Annotated in this window: 19 protein-coding genes; 17 read left to right on the top strand and 2 right to left on the bottom strand. The window is 41.7% G+C overall.

The window, feature by feature from the left end; all coding sequences use genetic code 11:
• The first annotated feature begins 2 nt into the window (after nucleotides 1–2).
• The 16 genes from HWV00_RS12665 (at nucleotide 3) to HWV00_RS12590 (ending at nucleotide 16,018) form a co-directional block, all read left to right on the top strand.
• Nucleotides 3–632 (top strand): CpaD family pilus assembly lipoprotein, encoded by a 630-nt coding sequence (locus tag HWV00_RS12665; RefSeq protein ID WP_255554534.1) that lies wholly within the window; start codon nucleotides 3–5, stop codon nucleotides 630–632.
• Nucleotides 633–634: 2 nt separating this feature from the next.
• Nucleotides 635–1,474: a hypothetical protein gene (locus tag HWV00_RS12660; protein WP_211681764.1), complete on the top strand. Its 840-nt coding sequence runs from the start codon at nucleotides 635–637 to the stop codon at nucleotides 1,472–1,474.
• The gene (locus HWV00_RS12655) at nucleotides 1,474–2,832 is read left to right on the top strand and encodes a CpaF family protein (protein WP_211681762.1); all 1,359 of its coding nucleotides are present in this window, start codon (nucleotides 1,474–1,476) and stop codon (nucleotides 2,830–2,832) included. The genes HWV00_RS12660 and HWV00_RS12655 overlap by 1 nt, the downstream gene beginning before the upstream one ends.
• A complete protein-coding gene (locus HWV00_RS12650) occupies nucleotides 2,829–3,761 on the top strand; it encodes a type II secretion system F family protein (RefSeq protein ID WP_255554533.1) in 933 nt (310 codons plus the stop codon). The genes HWV00_RS12655 and HWV00_RS12650 overlap by 4 nt, the downstream gene beginning before the upstream one ends.
• Nucleotides 3,761–4,639: a type II secretion system F family protein gene (locus HWV00_RS12645; protein WP_211681760.1), complete on the top strand. Its 879-nt coding sequence runs from the start codon at nucleotides 3,761–3,763 to the stop codon at nucleotides 4,637–4,639. The genes HWV00_RS12650 and HWV00_RS12645 overlap by 1 nt, the downstream gene beginning before the upstream one ends.
• A gap of 2 nt (nucleotides 4,640–4,641) precedes the next feature.
• Complete coding sequence (locus HWV00_RS12640; protein WP_255554532.1) at nucleotides 4,642–5,574, top strand: tetratricopeptide repeat protein; 933 nt, start codon at nucleotides 4,642–4,644, stop codon at nucleotides 5,572–5,574.
• Nucleotides 5,571–6,047, top strand: a complete 477-nt coding sequence (locus HWV00_RS12635; RefSeq protein WP_211681759.1) for a TadE/TadG family type IV pilus assembly protein — start codon at nucleotides 5,571–5,573, stop codon at nucleotides 6,045–6,047. Before HWV00_RS12640 ends, HWV00_RS12635 begins: the two co-directional genes overlap by 4 nt.
• Nucleotides 6,031–6,633, top strand: a complete 603-nt coding sequence (gene tadF / locus HWV00_RS12630; RefSeq protein ID WP_211681756.1) for a tight adherence pilus pseudopilin TadF — start codon at nucleotides 6,031–6,033, stop codon at nucleotides 6,631–6,633. Before HWV00_RS12635 ends, tadF begins: the two co-directional genes overlap by 17 nt.
• Nucleotides 6,630–7,820 (top strand): VWA domain-containing protein, encoded by a 1,191-nt coding sequence (locus HWV00_RS12625; protein WP_211681754.1) that lies wholly within the window; start codon nucleotides 6,630–6,632, stop codon nucleotides 7,818–7,820. The genes tadF and HWV00_RS12625 overlap by 4 nt, the downstream gene beginning before the upstream one ends.
• Before the next feature lie 92 nt (nucleotides 7,821–7,912).
• Nucleotides 7,913–8,377 (top strand): TlpA disulfide reductase family protein, encoded by a 465-nt coding sequence (locus HWV00_RS12620; RefSeq protein ID WP_211681752.1) that lies wholly within the window; start codon nucleotides 7,913–7,915, stop codon nucleotides 8,375–8,377.
• The gene (locus HWV00_RS12615) at nucleotides 8,374–9,246 is read left to right on the top strand and encodes a DUF4266 domain-containing protein (RefSeq protein WP_211681750.1); all 873 of its coding nucleotides are present in this window, start codon (nucleotides 8,374–8,376) and stop codon (nucleotides 9,244–9,246) included. The genes HWV00_RS12620 and HWV00_RS12615 overlap by 4 nt, the downstream gene beginning before the upstream one ends.
• Before the next feature lie 119 nt (nucleotides 9,247–9,365).
• Nucleotides 9,366–10,571: a DUF3570 domain-containing protein gene (locus HWV00_RS12610; RefSeq protein ID WP_211681747.1), complete on the top strand. Its 1,206-nt coding sequence runs from the start codon at nucleotides 9,366–9,368 to the stop codon at nucleotides 10,569–10,571.
• Nucleotides 10,561–11,433, top strand: coding sequence for an FAD:protein FMN transferase (locus HWV00_RS12605; RefSeq protein WP_211681745.1), 873 nt, complete (start codon nucleotides 10,561–10,563; stop codon nucleotides 11,431–11,433). The genes HWV00_RS12610 and HWV00_RS12605 overlap by 11 nt, the downstream gene beginning before the upstream one ends.
• On the top strand, nucleotides 11,430–13,361 hold the full coding sequence (gene dsbD / locus HWV00_RS12600; RefSeq protein WP_211681743.1) for a protein-disulfide reductase DsbD: 1,932 nt from the start codon (nucleotides 11,430–11,432) through the stop codon (nucleotides 13,359–13,361). Before HWV00_RS12605 ends, dsbD begins: the two co-directional genes overlap by 4 nt.
• Nucleotides 13,362–13,719: 358 nt before the next feature.
• Nucleotides 13,720–14,700 (top strand): sensor domain-containing diguanylate cyclase, encoded by a 981-nt coding sequence (locus tag HWV00_RS12595; protein ID WP_211681741.1) that lies wholly within the window; start codon nucleotides 13,720–13,722, stop codon nucleotides 14,698–14,700.
• Nucleotides 14,701–14,806: 106 nt separating this feature from the next.
• Nucleotides 14,807–16,018 carry a DEAD/DEAH box helicase gene (locus tag HWV00_RS12590; RefSeq protein WP_211681740.1) on the top strand — a complete coding sequence of 404 codons (1,212 nt, stop codon included), beginning with the start codon at nucleotides 14,807–14,809 and terminating at the stop codon, nucleotides 16,016–16,018.
• Nucleotides 16,019–16,120: 102 nt separating this feature from the next.
• On the opposite strand, the gene HWV00_RS12585 is transcribed toward HWV00_RS12590, so the two are convergent.
• Nucleotides 16,121–16,597, bottom strand: coding sequence for an LEA type 2 family protein (locus tag HWV00_RS12585; RefSeq protein WP_211681738.1), 477 nt, complete (start codon nucleotides 16,595–16,597; stop codon nucleotides 16,121–16,123).
• Between the two features lie 87 nt (nucleotides 16,598–16,684).
• Here HWV00_RS12585 and HWV00_RS12580 point away from each other — a divergent pair, with 87 nt between their 5' ends.
• On the top strand, nucleotides 16,685–17,176 hold the full coding sequence (locus HWV00_RS12580; protein WP_211681736.1) for a prolyl-tRNA synthetase associated domain-containing protein: 492 nt from the start codon (nucleotides 16,685–16,687) through the stop codon (nucleotides 17,174–17,176).
• On the opposite strand, the gene HWV00_RS12575 is transcribed toward HWV00_RS12580, so the two are convergent.
• Entirely contained in the window at nucleotides 17,160–18,368 is a 1,209-nt protein-coding gene (locus tag HWV00_RS12575; protein ID WP_211681733.1) for a multidrug effflux MFS transporter, read from the bottom strand. The genes HWV00_RS12580 and HWV00_RS12575 overlap by 17 nt on opposite strands.
• Nucleotides 18,369–18,581 lie beyond the last annotated feature (213 nt).

Below are 18,581 nucleotides of genomic sequence, written 5' to 3'. Positions count from 1 at the left end.
TTATGCGGATATTTTCGATATTAATAATGTGTGGTTTGTTGAATGCGTGTGCCATTGATTCTGTACAGCGACAACCACAGGTTCAAGTAGAAGCCGTGACACATAAAATTGCGTTGAAACTTGATTCAACAAGACTAACAAAAAGTGATAAAGCAGCGATTAATACCTTTATTTATCAACGTGGCGAGCAGTCTGCACTGAGGGTTAAAATTGACAGTTATAGTGATAAAGGTACAAACGTCGTACCTGCATTAATCACTTTATTGAAAGAGGCTGGCGTGTATCCATCTCAGGTGGCAAGCCAAGTTAAAGAGACGTCATCAACAATCGATGTTGTTTTGATCGTTGAGTCATACCGTAGCCTTGTTCCTCATTGCCAAGCTGGTAAAGAGGGGCATATGGTGCTGAATGAATTCAACTCTAGTCCTAATTTTGGGTGTGCAAATGTCAGTGCGTTAGCGCAAATGGTCGCGACACCAAGAGATCTGATTGTTGGGCGCACCCTTGATGCAACAGAAGGGCGTAAAGCGGTTTCAAGGGTTGATGCTTATTACCAACCGAGTGCAAATAGTAATACGAAAACAGACTCTAATGCGGATAAGACTATTGCCGCTAGTTTAGGGGGACAATAATCATGAATATGTCTCAGCCAATAGCGAATGAATATAGTGTCGGTGATGTTGTGAATAATCCGATTAATACGAATAAAATTGCGATAGTCAGTGCCAAAGGTGGCGCGGGTACAACGTCTTTATTAGCGAATATTGCTTGGGGTTTATCACAACAGCAGAATACAAGCGTTGCTTGTGCAGACCTTGACTTTGTCACCGGTGATTTAGATCTGCAATTTAGCGTACAAGCGAACAATGCATTATTAGAAATGCTGCAATTTCCTGATCGTCTAGAACCTGTTATCTACCAACGTAGTGGCATCAAGGTGAATGATGACTTATATGTGTTTACTGGCTATGCGTCAGGTTTTGAGCAGCACTTCTGGCCTGATGTAACAAGTATGGCGAAAGTATCGGCATTCTGTTTACAACAAGCAACGCATTTACTTTGGGATATTCCCGCGTTTTGTTTACGCGATAAAGTGGGTTTTGACACATTAAATAGTAGCGATATTCGTGTTGTGATCGTTGAACCAACACTGGCGTCTATTCGCAGTACTAATCAATTACTGACGAAGTTAGAAACGTCATCAACAACACGCACATTAGTGGTGTTGAATCATACAACACCTGAGTCTCTATCGTTAATTACAGCGAAAGATGTGGCCGCGACATTAGATCGAAAACTGGACGCTGAAATACCATATTCACCAGGTTATATGCGCACGAGTAGTGCATTAGGCGTATTAGCGATAACGCAAAAAAGCCGTAATGCGAAAGCGCTTAAAAAATTAGTTGCACTGATTAGTGGTGATACTGAAGCATCGAAGCGACGTTTATTTCGCTGGCGTAAGGGGGCGTAATGTTTGGAACGCGTATAACAACATCGACACCAGAGACTGAATCAGCGTCAACATTGTCAGTACTAACGTCTGTTGCAGAGGTAACACCGAATCATCATATTGAAGAACAGCGTTTTCGTGTTATTCAAAAAGAAATCATGGCGATTATCGCCCCAGCGGTTGTTGTCACACTTAGCCCCGAAGAGCTTGAAGTCCGCACGTTTGAAGCAGTAGGGGATATAGCTGCACGTCAACAATTTCCGATTGGCGGTATTGAACAGCGTGCAATTAGTCAACGCCTTGTTGATGAAATGCTGGGGCTTGGGCCGTTACAAGTGTTGATGGATGATCCAGAGATCACCGACATTATGGTTAATGGACATCGTGAAGTTTTTGTTGAGTATCGCGGTAAGATAAAACGTGCAGACGTGAGTTTTCGCGATGAAGAACACGTATTGAACTTAGCGAGAAGAATCGTGAGTCGTATTGGCCGCCGTGTTGATGAAACAACACCTATGGTCGATGCTCGTTTACCAAACGGTAGCCGAGTGAATGTGCTCATTCCACCATTAGCATTAAATGGTACGTGTATTTCGATTCGTAAATTTAATGAACAGAAGCACAGTTTAGAACAGCTTGCTGCATTAGGTGCAATGTCGAGCGAGATGGCGAGTGTATTGAATATTATTGCTCGTTCACGTGTAAATGTATTGATCTCTGGTGGTACGGGTGCAGGTAAAACAACATTATTGAATGCGCTGTCATTTGGTATTTCACCCGACGAACGTATTATCACGATTGAAGATGCTGCGGAATTAAAATTACAGCAACCACATGTTGTCAGCATTGAAACTCGCCCTGCGAATGCAGAAGGGTCTACCGCCATTGGACAACGTGAATTATTACGTAATGCTCTGCGAATGCGCCCAGACCGTATTATTTTGGGTGAAGTTCGTGGCGCTGAAGCATTTGATATGATGCAGGCGATGAATACCGGTCATGATGGTTCAATGTCAACGCTTCACGCTAACTCCCCACATGATGCGCTTATTCGCTTAGAAAATATGTTACAGATGGCAGAAGTCAATTTGCCTGTATCAGCATTACGCCGTCAAATTGCCAGTACTTTAGACGTGATTGTACAAGTAGAACGTATGCGAGATGGTAAACGTCGTATTGTGAATATCACTGAGGTTGTGGGCCTTGAAGGCGATCAATATCTGACTCATGATTTATTCCATTTTGATTATCAATACATGGATGTAAATGGCGATCTTGTGGGGCAATTCTTGTCAAATAAGATACTCCCGCGCTTTACTGAAAAGGCCCGTTACTATCAACTTGAATCACAGTTAAAACAAGCATTGGGAGTGCGATGATGCTGGTGATGATTACAGGTTTGCTATTATCGATTGTGTTCTTGTTTAGCACTTTGAAAGTACTGCAATATCAGCAGCAAAGACGGGTGTTAAAGCGTCGACTCATGTTAGCGACAGTTGTTGGTACATCTACACATAAAGCTTCCACACTCTTTCATTGGACGCAAAGAACCAATCCATTAGTACAGTATGGGTTGCAGTTACAATCTCGTATCGATGCGTTATTTGATCGCCAAGCTAAGCGTTGGTTGCTTATCTCATTAGCGGTTATGACACTTGCAGGTTGGTTTACGCTGTCTTTTTTTGCCCCGTTAATAAGAATGATGATTATTGCGATTACTATTGTGCTAGTTTCTGGTGTGAGTTATTGGTTCATGAGTACACGTCAGCATAGTGAGTTTGAGGCGGCTTTCACACAAGTACTTGGCCAAATGTCACGTGCTGTATCAGCTGGTATTTCGGTACCGCAAGCCATTGCGCAGATAGCTGATTATCAACAAGGAATGTTGGGGCGTGAATTTGCCTTGATCCGCGATAAGTTAGAAATTGGAATTGGCTTAAAGCAAGCATTGAGCCAAGCCAGTGTTCGCTTACCTTACGTCAGTTTTCACTTCTTTAGTGTTGCACTGATCTTAAATGAAGAGAATGGTGGTCAGCTTCGAGAGGTACTACATAGCTTAAGTCGTACAGTGCATGACAATGCGGCGATTAAGATGAAAATTAAAAGCTTAACGGCTGAACCGCGTATGACAGCTGCAATTTTAGCGAGTTTACCTGTACTGCTTATCGGTGTGATGTTTTTCAAAAATCCGAGTGCATTTATCACCTTAACCGAAAGTCCAAGTGGTCACTTAGTCTTGGGTTATGTCGTGACTAGTATGACAATTGGTCTGGCTATTATTCATTTGTTAACGAAGGTGAGAGCCTAATGTCTTTATCTCTATGGATTGCCGTTACTTTACTGATTAGTGGTGCTGTGATGGCGCTGATATTTAATGGCCCTGCACAACGTCGAGAATTGTTATTAAAACGACTTGCCTTGGTTTCAGCAACGCAGACTGGCGAATTATCTAATTCTTCTCGATACAAGTCGAACCTTTGGTTACGTTTGACCGTTGCGCCTGATATCGCTGCATTACTGGTTAAAGCTGGTTTTCATGACCCTCGAGCAGGCGCGATATTTATGCTCTGCAAAATTACCTTAATGTTAATCAGTGCGATGGCATGGCAGTGGTATATAGATTTTGATTTGGATAAATTTGAAATTGCTAAAACGTTAGTCTTTGCTATTTCTGGTGGTTTACTTGCTGAGCACTGGCTGAAATGGCGTGCTCGTACCGTCAATTATCGTATTGCCCTCGCGTTACCTGACGCGCTAGATCTGATGGTTATTTGTGTTGAATCCGGTTTGACGTTAGAAGCGGTATTTCAACGTGTGGGTCACGAAATGGCGACGATTACCCCTGAGTTATCCCGAGAATGGCTAATCACTGAAGCGGAATTACGTTTATTAAATTCTCGTGTTACCGCATTAGATAATTTAGCGCAGCGAACGGGTTTAGTGGAAGTTGAAAATATGGTTATCGCTTTATCTCAAGCTGAAAAATACGGCAGTAAAATTGCACCTACGATACGCTTAATTGCCAGTGATAGTCGTCAATATCAATACCTTCGTTTAGAAGAAAAGGTCGGTAAGATCCCCGCGAAAATGTCATTACCTGTGGTGGTGTTAATCATGCTACCTGTTGTGGTGCTTATTGTTGCACCGACGGTTATCGCCTTGTTAGATAGTCTTGGAGGCTTGTGATAATGACTCATTTATTCACGCTATGCACATTGAAAATCTCATTATCAAATATGCTGTTGATGTGCGGTTTGTTGATGCTAGTCGGGTGCAGTTCAAATCAGCTAAACCAAGTTGAAGAAATGCGTTCAGACCGTGAACTTGCGCAACTGGCTCTCGAAAGTGGACGACCGGATAGTGCGATCACCATTTACCGTAAACAACTTGAGTTGCAACCTAATGACACGGCGCTGCTATTGGCTGTTGGCATTGCTTATAATCAAATGTCTGAGTTTGATTTAGCGCTACATTATCTTAACCAAGCACAATCTGTACTGCGTAATGAAGCGGATGACTCAGAATCATCAGATCTTATTCATGGGCAAATCTTACGTGAAAAAGGCAATGCACAACAGGGTTTAGGGCAAGTTGAGGGTGCGCTTTCAGATCTCAAACAAGCAGTAATCTTATTACCAAATGACGCTAAAGCATTAAATAGCTTAGGCATTAATTTCGCATTATTTAAGGATTACCGCCAGGCAAGAACTGCGTTTACTGGCGCGTTAGCGAATGCACCAGAAAATTTGGAATATCGGAATAACTTAGCCTTGGCTTGGATCTTAGATGGTCAACCACAGCAAGGGATTGATGTACTTTATTCACATTATTTACGTGGTAGTTCAACATCTAAAAGTCGTCAGAATCTGGCATTAGCGTTTGCGATGAAAGGGGATGTTGAAGCGGCAGAAGTCATTGCAAAACAAGATCTAACCAAAGCGGAGTTAGAAAATAATCTCGCCTATTATCAACAGTTACAACAAGTACAAGAGTTACAACAAGTACAAGAGTTACAACAAGTACAAGAGCTACAAGCCGTTCAGAAACAACACCTGCAGCAATCACAATCACAACCACAACCACAACCACAACCACAACCACTACAGCAGGTGCAGCAATGAGTTTTTGTAAAGCCAAGCATCAGCAGCAGGGGAGTGTCAGTATTGAGTTTGCTGTCACGATCTTACCGTTTTTTGTGTTGTTGTTAGCGTTGATTGAAATATGCCGTTTTATGATGATGAGTAGTGTGATTGATGTGGCGCTTGCTGCTGCAACACGCGTGTTAGTGGTAGAAAGTGCGAGTGAAGACCTGACCAGTAAATTGCAATTAACCTTGTCGGAGCAAAACCTACCGTTATTGGATAGCAGTAAAATCACCATTCAGGCACGCTATTTTGACACGTTGAAATCACTGGCTAATGACATTGATGCTGAAGATTTTAACGGTCAGGATTTTGCTGAGTTTACGTTAGTGTATCCCTATCAAGCGCTCTTTATTTCGGGGCAGATTGACAGTTTTAGCCGCTTAACTGAGTTCCAACGCACGGTCTTAGTGACATTAGAGCGGAGTGCGAGTTATGCGAATAAGCCGTAATATGCGATCTTTGCAACGTGGCAGCAGCGTTATTGAATTACCCGTTATTACATTAATCATCGTGGTATTGGTTTTATTCATCGTGAAAATAAATCAGGGTATCAACCAAAAAAACCAGCTAAATAATCTTACTTATGCACTGACGTCAATTGCTGCTTGTGATGACTGCGACAATACCATGCAGGCATCAGCCCCAAAGACCAAGATCATCTCAAGTGAATTAGCTGACTCGTTACTGCTGGTGGCTCAGCGTCATTTCAACACCTTACTTATTGAGTCTTCTGCTGAGCTTGGACTTCATCTTGAACAAGTCACTTTTGATCCGATTACACAAAAACCGCAGTTATATGATGTAAATACTGGCGCAGAGTGCTTATCAAGGGAGTCATTATTGTCTTTAACTGATTTATCACCCTTGGGCACAACACAAGGTCTAAATGCTGGTAAACATGCTGACCTATTTCAAATCACACTTTGTCTTAAAAGCATTGATAGTTTTACAGGTGACTTTACTCCTTTGTTACTAAGCAATTTCAGTGAACGTTATTACCAAAGTTCCGCGTTACTCATAGGACGGACAATATGATTAGTCTATCCCATCAACGAGGCGCGATTGCGTTAACGTTTACCTTTATGTTGCCAGCGATAATGAGCTTGTTGGCTATTTCAGTGTTTTTCTCTATGTATAGTCAAGTTGTTATTCGAGCAGGGCAAGCGGTTGATTCTGCTGTACTTGCTTGTACGTATCAGCAAAGTGACAACCCCGTTGTTACCGATGGTATTTTAGATTATTACCGACCTAACTTTGTACTGCCTTTGCTCGGCAATAGCGTTGAGTTAAATAGTCGTAACGGTTGTCAAATTTCGGCGCAGTATCGTTTTGACCCCGTAATCGCGGGTTCACTTCCTATCGAGGTTGATGGCGACACTCAAATTAGCTCTAACGGTTTGTCACGCTCTAAATTAGTACAGAGTGTTATTCAAAATCCGGTTGATTTTTCACTTGTGTTGGATATTTCAGGGTCAATGACGTGGGACTTACCTGAGTTGAAAAAAATAATTACTGACGTGATTAATGATATCGACCCAAAGAGTAATCAGGTGCGTTTTTCTGTTGTGCCTTTTCAAACGGGTGTCGGTATAACGGACGCCCCTTGGCTAGCAAACTCTAGCGCAAGTCCTAAGTGTGTCGATAGTCTGGTCTATAGCGGCGGTAATCTAGATGCAAACAAAACGGTGCAGTCGTTAAATTATGCCTCTGACCGCCTGAATTTTAATGAAATAACGCCGGACCCTTGGCTCGACCGCTGTAGTGAAACTTCATTTATTTTACCGCTAACCAGCGATCTTGATCAGGTCATGCGTCATGTTGATTCGTTAGAAACAAGTGGCAGTAGCACAGCCTCTTATCAAGGATTTATCTGGGGGGTTAGAACACTCACCGAGCAATGGCAAAAAGAATGGAAAGTAGTGCCTGTTCAATCTAAAGCGCTGACTCAACGTCTGATTTTGTTTACAGACGGTGACGACAGCAGAAGAGATTATTTTAATGACTTAATGGCTGCAGGTTTGTGTGATGCGATTCAGCAGGATTTAAATATTGAAGTGAGTTTTATCGGTTTTGGGGTATCTGCAGATCGTATTCAGCAATTCAAACAATGCGCGGGCTCTCGTGGTGCTGTATTTGATGCCAGTAATAGCACTGACTTAGCGGCTTATTTCAAGGATGCTGTCAACGTTAAAACCACGGAAAGAATTGTGTTTGGGGAGTAGTTTGTCTCTCTTTTTTCATCAATTAGATTCATCAGTGATGATTTATAAACCCGTTTTATAAATTAATCGTATTAAAAGTAATAGAGGTAGTTATGTTTAAAAAGTGGCTTGTGGTGTTCACCTTATTGTTGTCTAGCCAAGCGCATGCTTATCAAGAAGGTGAAATGCTTTCTGCGTCAGCTCAAGCGCAACTTGGGTTGGATCCAAATCGAGTTTCGCTCATTGATTTCTTTGCCGAGTGGTGCGTGTCTTGTCGTGCCGAGCTACCTGAAGTTAATCAGATTGTACCTGCATTAAGTGCCTTAGGGGTTGATGTTGTTGGTGTTGATGTGGACGAGGATGCTGCGGCAGGTATTGCCTTTCAGCAATCATTGGGGATCAATTTCCGTGTTGTAAATGATGATAAGCAAACGCTCGTTGATGACTTTCAACCTATAGGTATGCCTGCCTTGTATTATGTTTATCAGGGACAAGTATTAAAGATCCGCTATGGTGCGATTAATCATATCGGTGATGTGATTACCAGCGATCTCGCAGCGATGGGGTTGAGTCAATGAAACACTATTCAAAATTAACATTATTAGCGTCTGCTTTGCTGAGTGTCGGATTACAAGCTGCAGTTGTTGAAACGGATCCAAGTGGTCGCTATCAAGTAACCGAATCTGTATCAAGTATCGTGTATAAAAGCCAACAAACTGTTGCAGAGCTAGCGCATCCATCTGTGCAGGCGAAACAAAAACCTGAACCTAAACCTGAAATTATCGCAGAGTCTCGCGTTGACGCAGAAGCTATTACGGCACCTGCTACGGAGTCTACTATGGCACCTACTACGGCACCTACTACGGCACCTACTACGGAGTCATCTATGGAAGCTAAAGTGGTTGCTGAACCTAAAACGTCTGCTGTTGCTGTTATTACTCCGGTACAAGTACAGCCTAAACCAGCTTCGAAAGCACCTGTGATACATCCCTTACCATTAAAAATAACGCCGACACTTGCACCTATTTCACCAGTCGCAGCAACGATGACTGAGGCTAAGCCTGTTGTTAATCAGGCAGTGAAACCGCAACTGCCATTAGCTGCGGTTGTGATACCAAAAACAGCAGTAGTGCTAAAGCCGCCAGTGATACCTACATCGACAGTGATGCCAACCTCGGTGCCTATTCATCCAATTTTAAATACGACAGCATTTGTTGCCCCTGAGCCTCGTGATGAGAGCGAAGAGCCATCGTTGTTCTCGGCGATTAGTGACTGGTTTAGTGTGAAACCTGTTAAACCTTGGCAAAAAGGGACGCTTGCGAAAAAGGCGATGAAGCCGGGTGGTGAAGTACCTGAATTTGATGTCTTTTCTGAAAAAGTCTTTGCCTACAAACAAGGCTCTATCGGTGGTAATGGCGTCGGTGGTGGCGGTTGTGGCTGTAACTAAAAACACATGATCCGCATTTAACATTATTAGCCTGTAAATAGATGCTAATTCTATCGTGAGTGATTTATAAGGAATAGCGGATAAATCACGGTTGTAACTAATTAAAGATGAATAACATAATGAATATAAAATTACCCTTAACCTTACTCGGTCTTGTTGCTGGTTCAGTATCAGCCGCTGATCATATTTCTATCCATCACATGAGTTTTGAAGAATACGGCGATAAAGTAAATGCTGGTGATAACCTCCTGTCTGTAGAGAAAAACATTGGATTGGATTGGACTATTACCGCAGAGTTGGGTTATGACACTGTATCTGGCGCGTCACCAGCTTGGGTTTCAACTACACCGCCATCTGGTTCTCATGATCAGATTACTCAAGATGCACAGAATATGACCTCGGAAGTTATCCGTGCCGGTTATGACCCTTACCGTGATAACTATGAAGTCCGCCCTGTAGAACTAGAAGATACGCGTTATTCTGCGTCAACCAATGTTACTTTTCGTGATAAAGACCGAGATGAATGGACTGTTGGTGTGAACTATTCGCAAGAAGAAGATTACAAAAGCATGGGTGCTAATGCGAAAGCGTTATTTTACACAGACAGCAGTAAAAATCGCTCATTTAGTCTTGGCGGTTCAATACTTGCGGATAAAACATTAGCATTTCAAGAATATAAAAATGGCGGTAATGCCCAGCAATGGGAAGATATTCTGACCTCTAGTGTGGAAGTCGGTGTATCACAAGTATTTACGCCGAATCTATATGCCATCTTTACGGCTTATGGCGGGCATAAAAGTGGCTATTTAAGTAACCATTATCTCACTGTATTACGTGAGGTTGATATTGATGGTGACGGTATTATTGGTGATGATGAAGTCTTTTTAGGGCAGGATTCTCGTCCGGATACACGCATGTCTGGCGGGATAAATGTACAGACATTTTATAGCGTGAGTGACAGTATTGTCGTACGCCCTCGTTATAAGTTTTTCGCTGATGACTGGGGGGTTATGTCGCATCAGCTCGGTGGTAAAATGAGTGTAAAAGTCACTGATTGGTTAACGTTCGCACCGGGTTATTTCTGGTATAACCAACAAGGCGCAAACTTCTTCATTGACCCGAAAGCGGCCGATCCTACATTTGCATCGACAGGTTATGCAACGTCAGATATTCGACTCGGTGATTTTAATGCGAATGCTTATGAACTTGGTGCCAGCATCAAACTATCAGCTAAATGGCGGATGAATGCACTTGCGGCCTATTATGAACAAAGTAATGGTTATGCGAGTAAATGGTGGGCCGTAGGAGTGACATATGACTATTAAAACACCTTACGTACATCGTTTTATGGCAATGACTGTACCGTGTGAAGTGACATTAATTGCGTCTAATGCGGCGCAATTAGCTCTTGATATTGAAGCGAATACACGACGTTTAGAAGAAAAGTTTAATTTTTATTCTGACACATCGATGTTAACAAAACTGATTAACCAACGCAGTTGTAAGCGTGTCGTTATTGATGCGGAAACCCGTGATATTTTACTTAAAGTGCGTGAATACAGTGCATTAACACAAGGTATCTTTGATATTACAGTGGGTACGGTCAAAGCACTGTTGCAAAATGGCACGTCCACGCGCGAGCAAGTCTATCAAGCTGCGGCTCCTTATATGGGGCTCGCGGTGTGGGACATTGAAGACAATACACTAGTCGTGAATTACCCCATTACACGATTAGATCTCGGTGGTGTGATCAAAGAAGTCGCTGTGGATCAAGCGTTAGCGATAGCGGAACAAACGAGTCGTGGTGTGTTGGTTAACTTTGGTGGTGATATTAGAGCGTCAGGCTGCAAAGTTGATGGCAGTGACTTTGTTGTTGGTGTTGTTAACCCTCATGAGCAAACACAGGCTTTATTTGCATTACCCCTGTGTAATCAAGCGCTCACCACATCTGCACATTATGCGCGTAGACAGCAATTTTCAGATGAAGAAAGTTCTCATATTTTAGCTTCGCAAGATACCCACAAACAAGTCATCTCCGTGACAGTCGTCGCTGATAGTGCCTTGCAAGCTGGGATCATGAGTACTGCATTAACGATTAACCCTCGTTTAGTCGTACCTGAAGAGATAGGTTTTGCATTAGTTGATGCTCAATTGAATGTACATCAAAATACGGATTTTTTATTATGAAGGCACTTTTGAAAGTATCGTTACAAGTAAATAAGGTTATTGCACAGTGTTGTATTTTCCTGATGTTATTAATGAGTACCAGCGTTTCTGCGTTAGCGCAAAGTAACAGTAATACAGAGTCCGTATTTTTGACGGTTAAGCAAGCTTTCCCATTTTCGTCTCAAATTGTACGTTCAAACGAGGGTGATAAGTTGGTATTAAGCTTCGCGACTGAGCCGGGCTATTATCTCTACCACAAGCGTTTTTCGTTTAAAGTTGTCGATGGTAATATTAGCTTAGCTAAGCCGCAATATTCAGTGGAAGCAGAACAGAAGCAAGATCCTAATTTTGGTTTGGTTAAGGTTTATCATCAAGCACTAACCGTTACTTTACCTTTCACTGGCAGTGGCAGCGTGAAAGTGAATTACCAAGGCTGTGCAGACAGTGGATTGTGTTATCTACCACAACGTAAGACGATTGATATAAATTCGATAGATAGAAGTGCGATAGATAGAAATGCGATAGAGATGAGTGATGTTGCACTTTCTACTGCTGTAAAAGGACAGGCTATAGCACCAACAAATAAGTTGATGGATACGGTGACAGAGACAGCAAATGACAGCCAAGGATTAGCGAGTATGTTAGCTGGTGCAGGTCGTTCACAAGCGTTGCTATTGTTCTTTATATTAGGGTTAGGGCTTGCTTTTACCCCTTGCGTATTACCGATGATCCCAATTTTGTCGAGTATTATTGGTGGTCAAGGTGCGGGGATGACGGGTTGGAAAGGATTTTATATCTCGTTGGCGTATGTGCTGGGTATGGCATCGAGTTATGCTCTTATTGGTGTACTCATGGCGACCGTTGGGCAAGGCATTAATATACAGGCTGCAATGCAACAGACTTGGTTGTTAGTGATCTTTGCTGGATTATTCGTGTTGTTAGCTTTAGCCATGTTTGGGGTTTACGAACTGCAATTGCCATCACGTCTACAGGTTGCGTTAAATAATCAATCGCAGCGATTAACTGGCGGTAAAGTATTTACGGTATTCATGATGGGGGCTATTTCTGCTTTAGTGGTATCACCCTGTGTGTCAGCGCCATTAGCTGGGGCGTTATTGTATGTGTCGACCACTCAGGATTGGTTATTCGGTGGTGGTGTATTGTTTGTCATGGCGTTAGGTATGGGCGTACCATTAGTGATTATAGGGACATCAGGTGGGAAGTTCTTACCGCGCAGTGGTCCTTGGATGATCCGAGTGAAGCAAGGGTTTGGCGTGATGTTGCTGGCTATCGCGATATTATTGGTGAGCCGTTTTTCTGCACCCGCTGTGACATTAGGGTTATGGGCATTACTGATTATCTGTAGTGCAATGTACATCCATAGTATTGCGGATATACAGTCCAACCGTTTATGGTTACGTCATGTGGTGGTATTCATGTCGTTAGTTTATGGTGCGATGTTATTGGTTGGTATGATGACTGGCGCTGATGATCTCGCTGATCCACTACAGCATATTAGTCAGCGTAATACGCAAAATGTGAATGGTGGAAGTATCGCGCAAGCGAGGCAACCGTTATTTACTAAAACAGCATCAGTAGCAGTTATCGATAAGGCTATTGATAACTTAACTGCGCCTAAAGTCGTGACTATGGTTGACCTTTATGCGGACTGGTGTACGTCGTGTAAAGTGATGGATAAGCAAGTCTTTTCGGATATGAACGTCGCCGCTAAAATGAGATCTATTAATGCGTTGAAGTTTGATATTACCGACAATACTAATCTTCAATCAACATGGATGGCGAAAGCGCAGTTATTTGGCCCACCAAGTATGCTGTTTTTTGATGCTGACGGTGAAGAAATTAAACAGCTGCGTGTTGTGGGTGAGATGGACAAGCAACAGTTCTTAGCGCACCTTAAGTTGGTCGCTAAGGCGGTGCCACTGAGCTAATCGTGAGTATCTGCATATGACTTAATGAGTATCGATACAGCATATTGTATTACTTTAGGTATATTTAAATGTTGGGCAGTAAAGAAACTGTCCAACATTCGTTTTGACTGACTTGTCACAAATGCCCCCTTTCATAAACTCATTTCCGTAAACAATTTGTTAGAATATGACATAAATAGCGTGTAACTCATTCAAGATATTGGTTTCTATGCTTTAGTTAAAGAAGTTAAAGAAGTTAAAGAAGTTAAAGAAGTTAAAGAAGTTAAGAGTTAAAGAAACAATCGTTAAGAAACTAAGCCCTCTATTTATTGTCTTATTTTAGCGTCATCATTATTTCAGGTATGAAAGGAAAGTCTCCATGGTTGATAATCAAGCTTGTTTATCTCGTTCAGAACAAAATATCATTGATTTAAATAAGTGGCAGCAAATTACGGATTTGATTGCGGAGTTGTTCGGCTCTGCAAGTGGTACGATTGTGCAATTACGCGAAAATGAATTTAATGTGGTGGTGGCGAGCCAAAACAAGGATAACTTTCTTTCTCGTAATGATACATGGTCATGGGATATTCACAGCTTCTGTCGTAAGATTATTGAAACGAAGCAGCAACTTACTGTCGAGCATGCTGAAATGGATGCGTGCTGGAAACAGTCTCCGCTTGTTGCCGAAGGTCAAATCCGTTCTTATTGTGGCCTACCGATATTTTGGCCTTGTGGTGAGTTGTTCGGTACTCTCTGTATTATTGATACGAAAGAAACCGAACATTCTCCTGCGTTAATCAAATTACTCGAACAGTTCTGTCGTCTTATTACTGCTGATTTAAAAATGTTACGTGATTATCAAGAGATCCGAGACTTAGCATTAACAGATGAGTTAACGGGTATTCATAATCGTAGAGGACTCTCTTTTTTAGGTGAACAGCGTATTAAAGAAGCGCGACGAGCCAAACAAACTATTGGCATTGTTTATCTCGATATTGATCATCTAAAACGGATCAATGATAGGCATGGTCATCAGATTGGCGATCAATGTATTATAACCCTTGCCAATGTACTGACTGTGAATGGTCGAGAAAGTGATATTATTGCCCGTATGGGTGGTGATGAGTTTATTATTATGACGTCTTTTAGTGATGAATATGATTACGACCATCATTTAGAAAAACTGTCATTACGTATATTAGACTGTTATAAAACAGCAGTGTCAGAATATGATACGGATGAAATAACATCGATTAGTTATGGTCATCGGACATTTAATTATGCCTCCATGACATTTCTTGAGGAGATGATTGAAGAAACTGATCAGCTGATGTATCGAAATAAAAACAGTAAACGTTAAATTATCCCGTTAGTCTCTGCTTCGTGTTAGAATGCACGCCAATATCCAACTGTTACTTATTCCAATCTTAACAGTTATCTTATTTATCAAACACCTGAGATTATAAATGCCATTTTCTAAGTTTGGATTAAACAAATTAATTACCCAAGCAGTAGCCGAATTAGGCTACGAGCAACCGACTCCGATTCAACAAAAAGCAATTCCGGCTATTTTATCGGGTAAAAACTTGATTGCCGCTGCGCAAACGGGTACGGGTAAAACTGCAAGTTTTGTATTACCACTATTACAAAAGTTCAGCCATAAACACACATTACGTGCGAAACGTATTCGTGCGCTGATCTTAACTCCAACACGTGAATTGGCAGTTCAGGTAGCAGAAAACGTTGAACAATACGGTAAACATTTACACCTAACATCAATGGCGATGTACGGTGGTGTTGATATGGAACCACAGAAACAACGTCTAATTGAAGGTGTTGATATTCTGGTTGCGACGCCAGGTCGTTTATTAGATATGGCTCATCAACGTGCACTTCATTTTGACGAACTAGAAGTATTAGTTATCGATGAAGCAGACAGAATGTTAGACATGGGTTTTGTTAACGACATCAATAAAATCATTGAGCGTTTACCAGAAGACCGTCAAAACTTATTGTTCTCAGCAACCTTGTCTAGCCAAGTACGTTTCTTGGCAAAAACAGCAATTAACTATGCAATGGAAATCTCAATTGAACCAGAGCATACAACTGCACAAGAAATTGAACAGTGGTTAACTGTTGTTGATAAAGATGTGAAATCGGCATTGCTTAGTCACATGATTATTGAAAATGACTGGAAGCAAGCGTTAATCTTTATTGAAACAAAACGTGGTGCAGCTAAGTTAGTAAGCCAACTTGAAAAACGTGGTATTAAGGCTGAGTCTTTCCACAGTGGCCGTAGTCAAGCGATGCGAGAGCAGTTATTAGCAGAATTTAAAGCGGGTGATTTAGGCTTGCTTGTTGCTACAGGTGTTGCTTCTCGTGGTATTGATATTGATGATTTAGATCGTGTAGTAAACTACGATCTACCTGAAGAAGCGGCTGATTATGTTCACCGTATTGGTCGTACTGGCCGTGCTGGTGCAACGGGTGAAGCGATTTCATTTGTATCTCGTGATGATTTCCGTAACTTATGCGCTATCGAGCAACTGTTAGATCACGTTATCGAACGTAAAGAAGTTGAAGGTTTTGAAGCGAAAGTTGGTATTCCTGAGTCTATCTTAGGTTATGTACCAAAACGTTCACAACCACCACGTCGTCGCCGTCCAGCGAAGAAATAATGGTTAGGCTTTAGCCGTATAAAAATACCGCTCACTTCATTGTGCGCGGTATTTTTTTATTCAGTTCTGTACTTTTTATTCGTTCTGTATTGCGCCATTCTGCTACTTAGATATCGTAGTCAGTCCTTGCAAAATATCTTCATCTAAAATGCCTTCTTTAGTCACATTAAACGGCACAAAACCGTCTGGATCTATGGTTGTTTTAAGTTGGTACTCAATTCCTTCAGCGGATTGTTGGTTTAATGATTTAAGTACTTTGAATATATAAAATAGATTGACGCTTGCTTGTATTTCTATTGGTGTTTCACCGTAAGCGGTGAGAGCCGGAATCTGGTTAGATACACCTGACAAGACTTTTTGATCGGCCAAGTTAAGCTGTAAACTTATGCCTTCAATATTTAAATCTTGCGCGTTTGGGTTTGTCACTAATAAGTGCACGTTGAAACGAGGTGATAATCCGACAGGTTGTACTGGTTCTATCTTAACTAAACTCACCTCCAGATCGCGCAGTTGTTGTATGTTAGTACACCCGCTTAGCAATAAAATCCATACCACGACAAGATACTTCCATGTTGACATACAGCCCCCTTATTTAATTTGATAATGAATACGAGTATAGTGCGACTCTATTTATTATATTGGCGTATCTAAGGGGTTATGTAAACTATGAACACCAAAGCATCACTTGATGTATTACTTGCCGAGCTTAGTATTGAGCCGCTCCGTTACCAACACCCAGCTTTGGCCACGTGTGATGCCGCTGATAAGTTAAACTTACAACGCGAAGGCGCGCGGATAAAAAACCTATTTCTACGAGATAATCCGGGTCGTCGGCATTTTCTATTATTAACGACATCAGACAAGCAGGTTGATTTAAAACTGTTATCTAAGCAATTGACGGTATCACGTTTAGGTTTTGCTTCTTCAGAGCGGTTAAATAAGTATTTAGGTGTGATGCCTGGTTCGGTATCTTTATTGGCGCTGAATAATGATAAAGAGTGTCATGTGGAGTTGCTAATCGACGATGACATTTGGCAGCAAGAGGCATTTCAATGCCATCCCTTGATCAATACTGAAACATACGTATTGACCAAGGCACAAAGTAACTTATTCTTAGAGTCGACGGGTCATGACGTTCGCGTTATTGATAACATTTAGCACTCGCAGCAAGGCGCTGTTTGTGACGACTATGGGTGAGCACTAAAGCAATAGATGATCCAGTGATTAAATAGAACAAGCCTAGACTTAATTGGCTGTCGATAAAGTGTTTAATCAAGAACCCACCAACAACGCCTGAAAAACACATTTGCACTGAACCAGATAAGGCTGAAACTGAACCGACTTGCTTACTGTGCGGGGCAAGCAGCATGCTTATTGACAGTGGAAAGCTGATACCTTGTGCGATCGTTAACAGGGTAAAACCAAATATCAGATTGACTAACGACATCTCATTAAATACCAACCAGCAACCCGCCATCATCATAATGCTCGATGCTAAGTACATCAGTTGATTGGTGGTGAAGCGTTTATTTAATTTATTCAATATTAAGCTACCGATTAACAGGCCCGCAGAAGGAATGATCATCACTTCACCATAGTCTGCAGCACTGAGTTTCAACCCGTCTTGTAATAAGAAGGGGAGCAGCGACACGGATACCAGCGTCGATAAGTAACCAATCCAATTATAACTGGCTGATGAAATCACTTGGTAGTTTCTGGATAAGTGCCAATAGCCGCTTATTGTCTCTTTGATCTTAAACTTGCTGACTGGGTGAGGTAAGGTTTCAGGCAACACAAAATAACCTAAAGTGACAATAGCCAAGAGATAAACCAGTACAAGGCTAAACACTGACTGCCAGCCAAAATGCCATGCCGTCCAACCACCAACCACAGGGGCGACAATTGGCAGTATTGATGCGGTTATCGACATATAAGACAGTGCTTGTATTAATTGACTTCCGCTGTAACTATCGCGGATCACGCTACGAGCCAATACCGATGCACTGCCTGCGCCCAAACCTTGTAATAAGCGTCCTGCAATCAGTGCGTTATAGCTGTCTGGCAGTAATACGCACATGAGCGTACCCAGTAAATAAATACCTTGACCCAGAAAAAATACCGGACGACGACCAATTGCATCTGATAGCGGCCCATAGAAAAGTTGTGATAGTCCAAAACCCAGTAAGAAGAGGGTAACAAGTTGCTGGACGTCCGCTTGAGATACACCTAAGTCACGGCTTATTAATGGCAGTGAAGGCAGATAAATGCTGACACCTACTTGTCCTGTGGCAATGATCATCATGGCCAAGGCGAGCGGGATTTTGTTGAATTTTGTTTTATTTATTATCATGTAAACAGTCTATATTAAGGCGATATACATGATAATAAGGTTTATTGGAAACTGATTGGGTCCATTTGAGACTTAATTGGTGTTATTTTTGTGCAATTAAAATGATAAACCGAGCATGTTTATAGGCTAAAAAAAGTTCATAAGTGTTAAGTAATTAGCATCATAGTTTGAATGAGTCTTATTCTTACATACCCTTACACTATACCTAAAGTA

The sequence above is a fragment of the Moritella sp. 24 genome (assembly GCF_018219155.1).
In the GTDB taxonomy this organism is placed as follows: Bacteria; Pseudomonadota; Gammaproteobacteria; order Enterobacterales; family Moritellaceae; genus Moritella.
The sequence above is the reverse complement of the archived record's forward strand: the minus strand, read 5'-3'. Positions and strand labels throughout refer to the sequence as shown.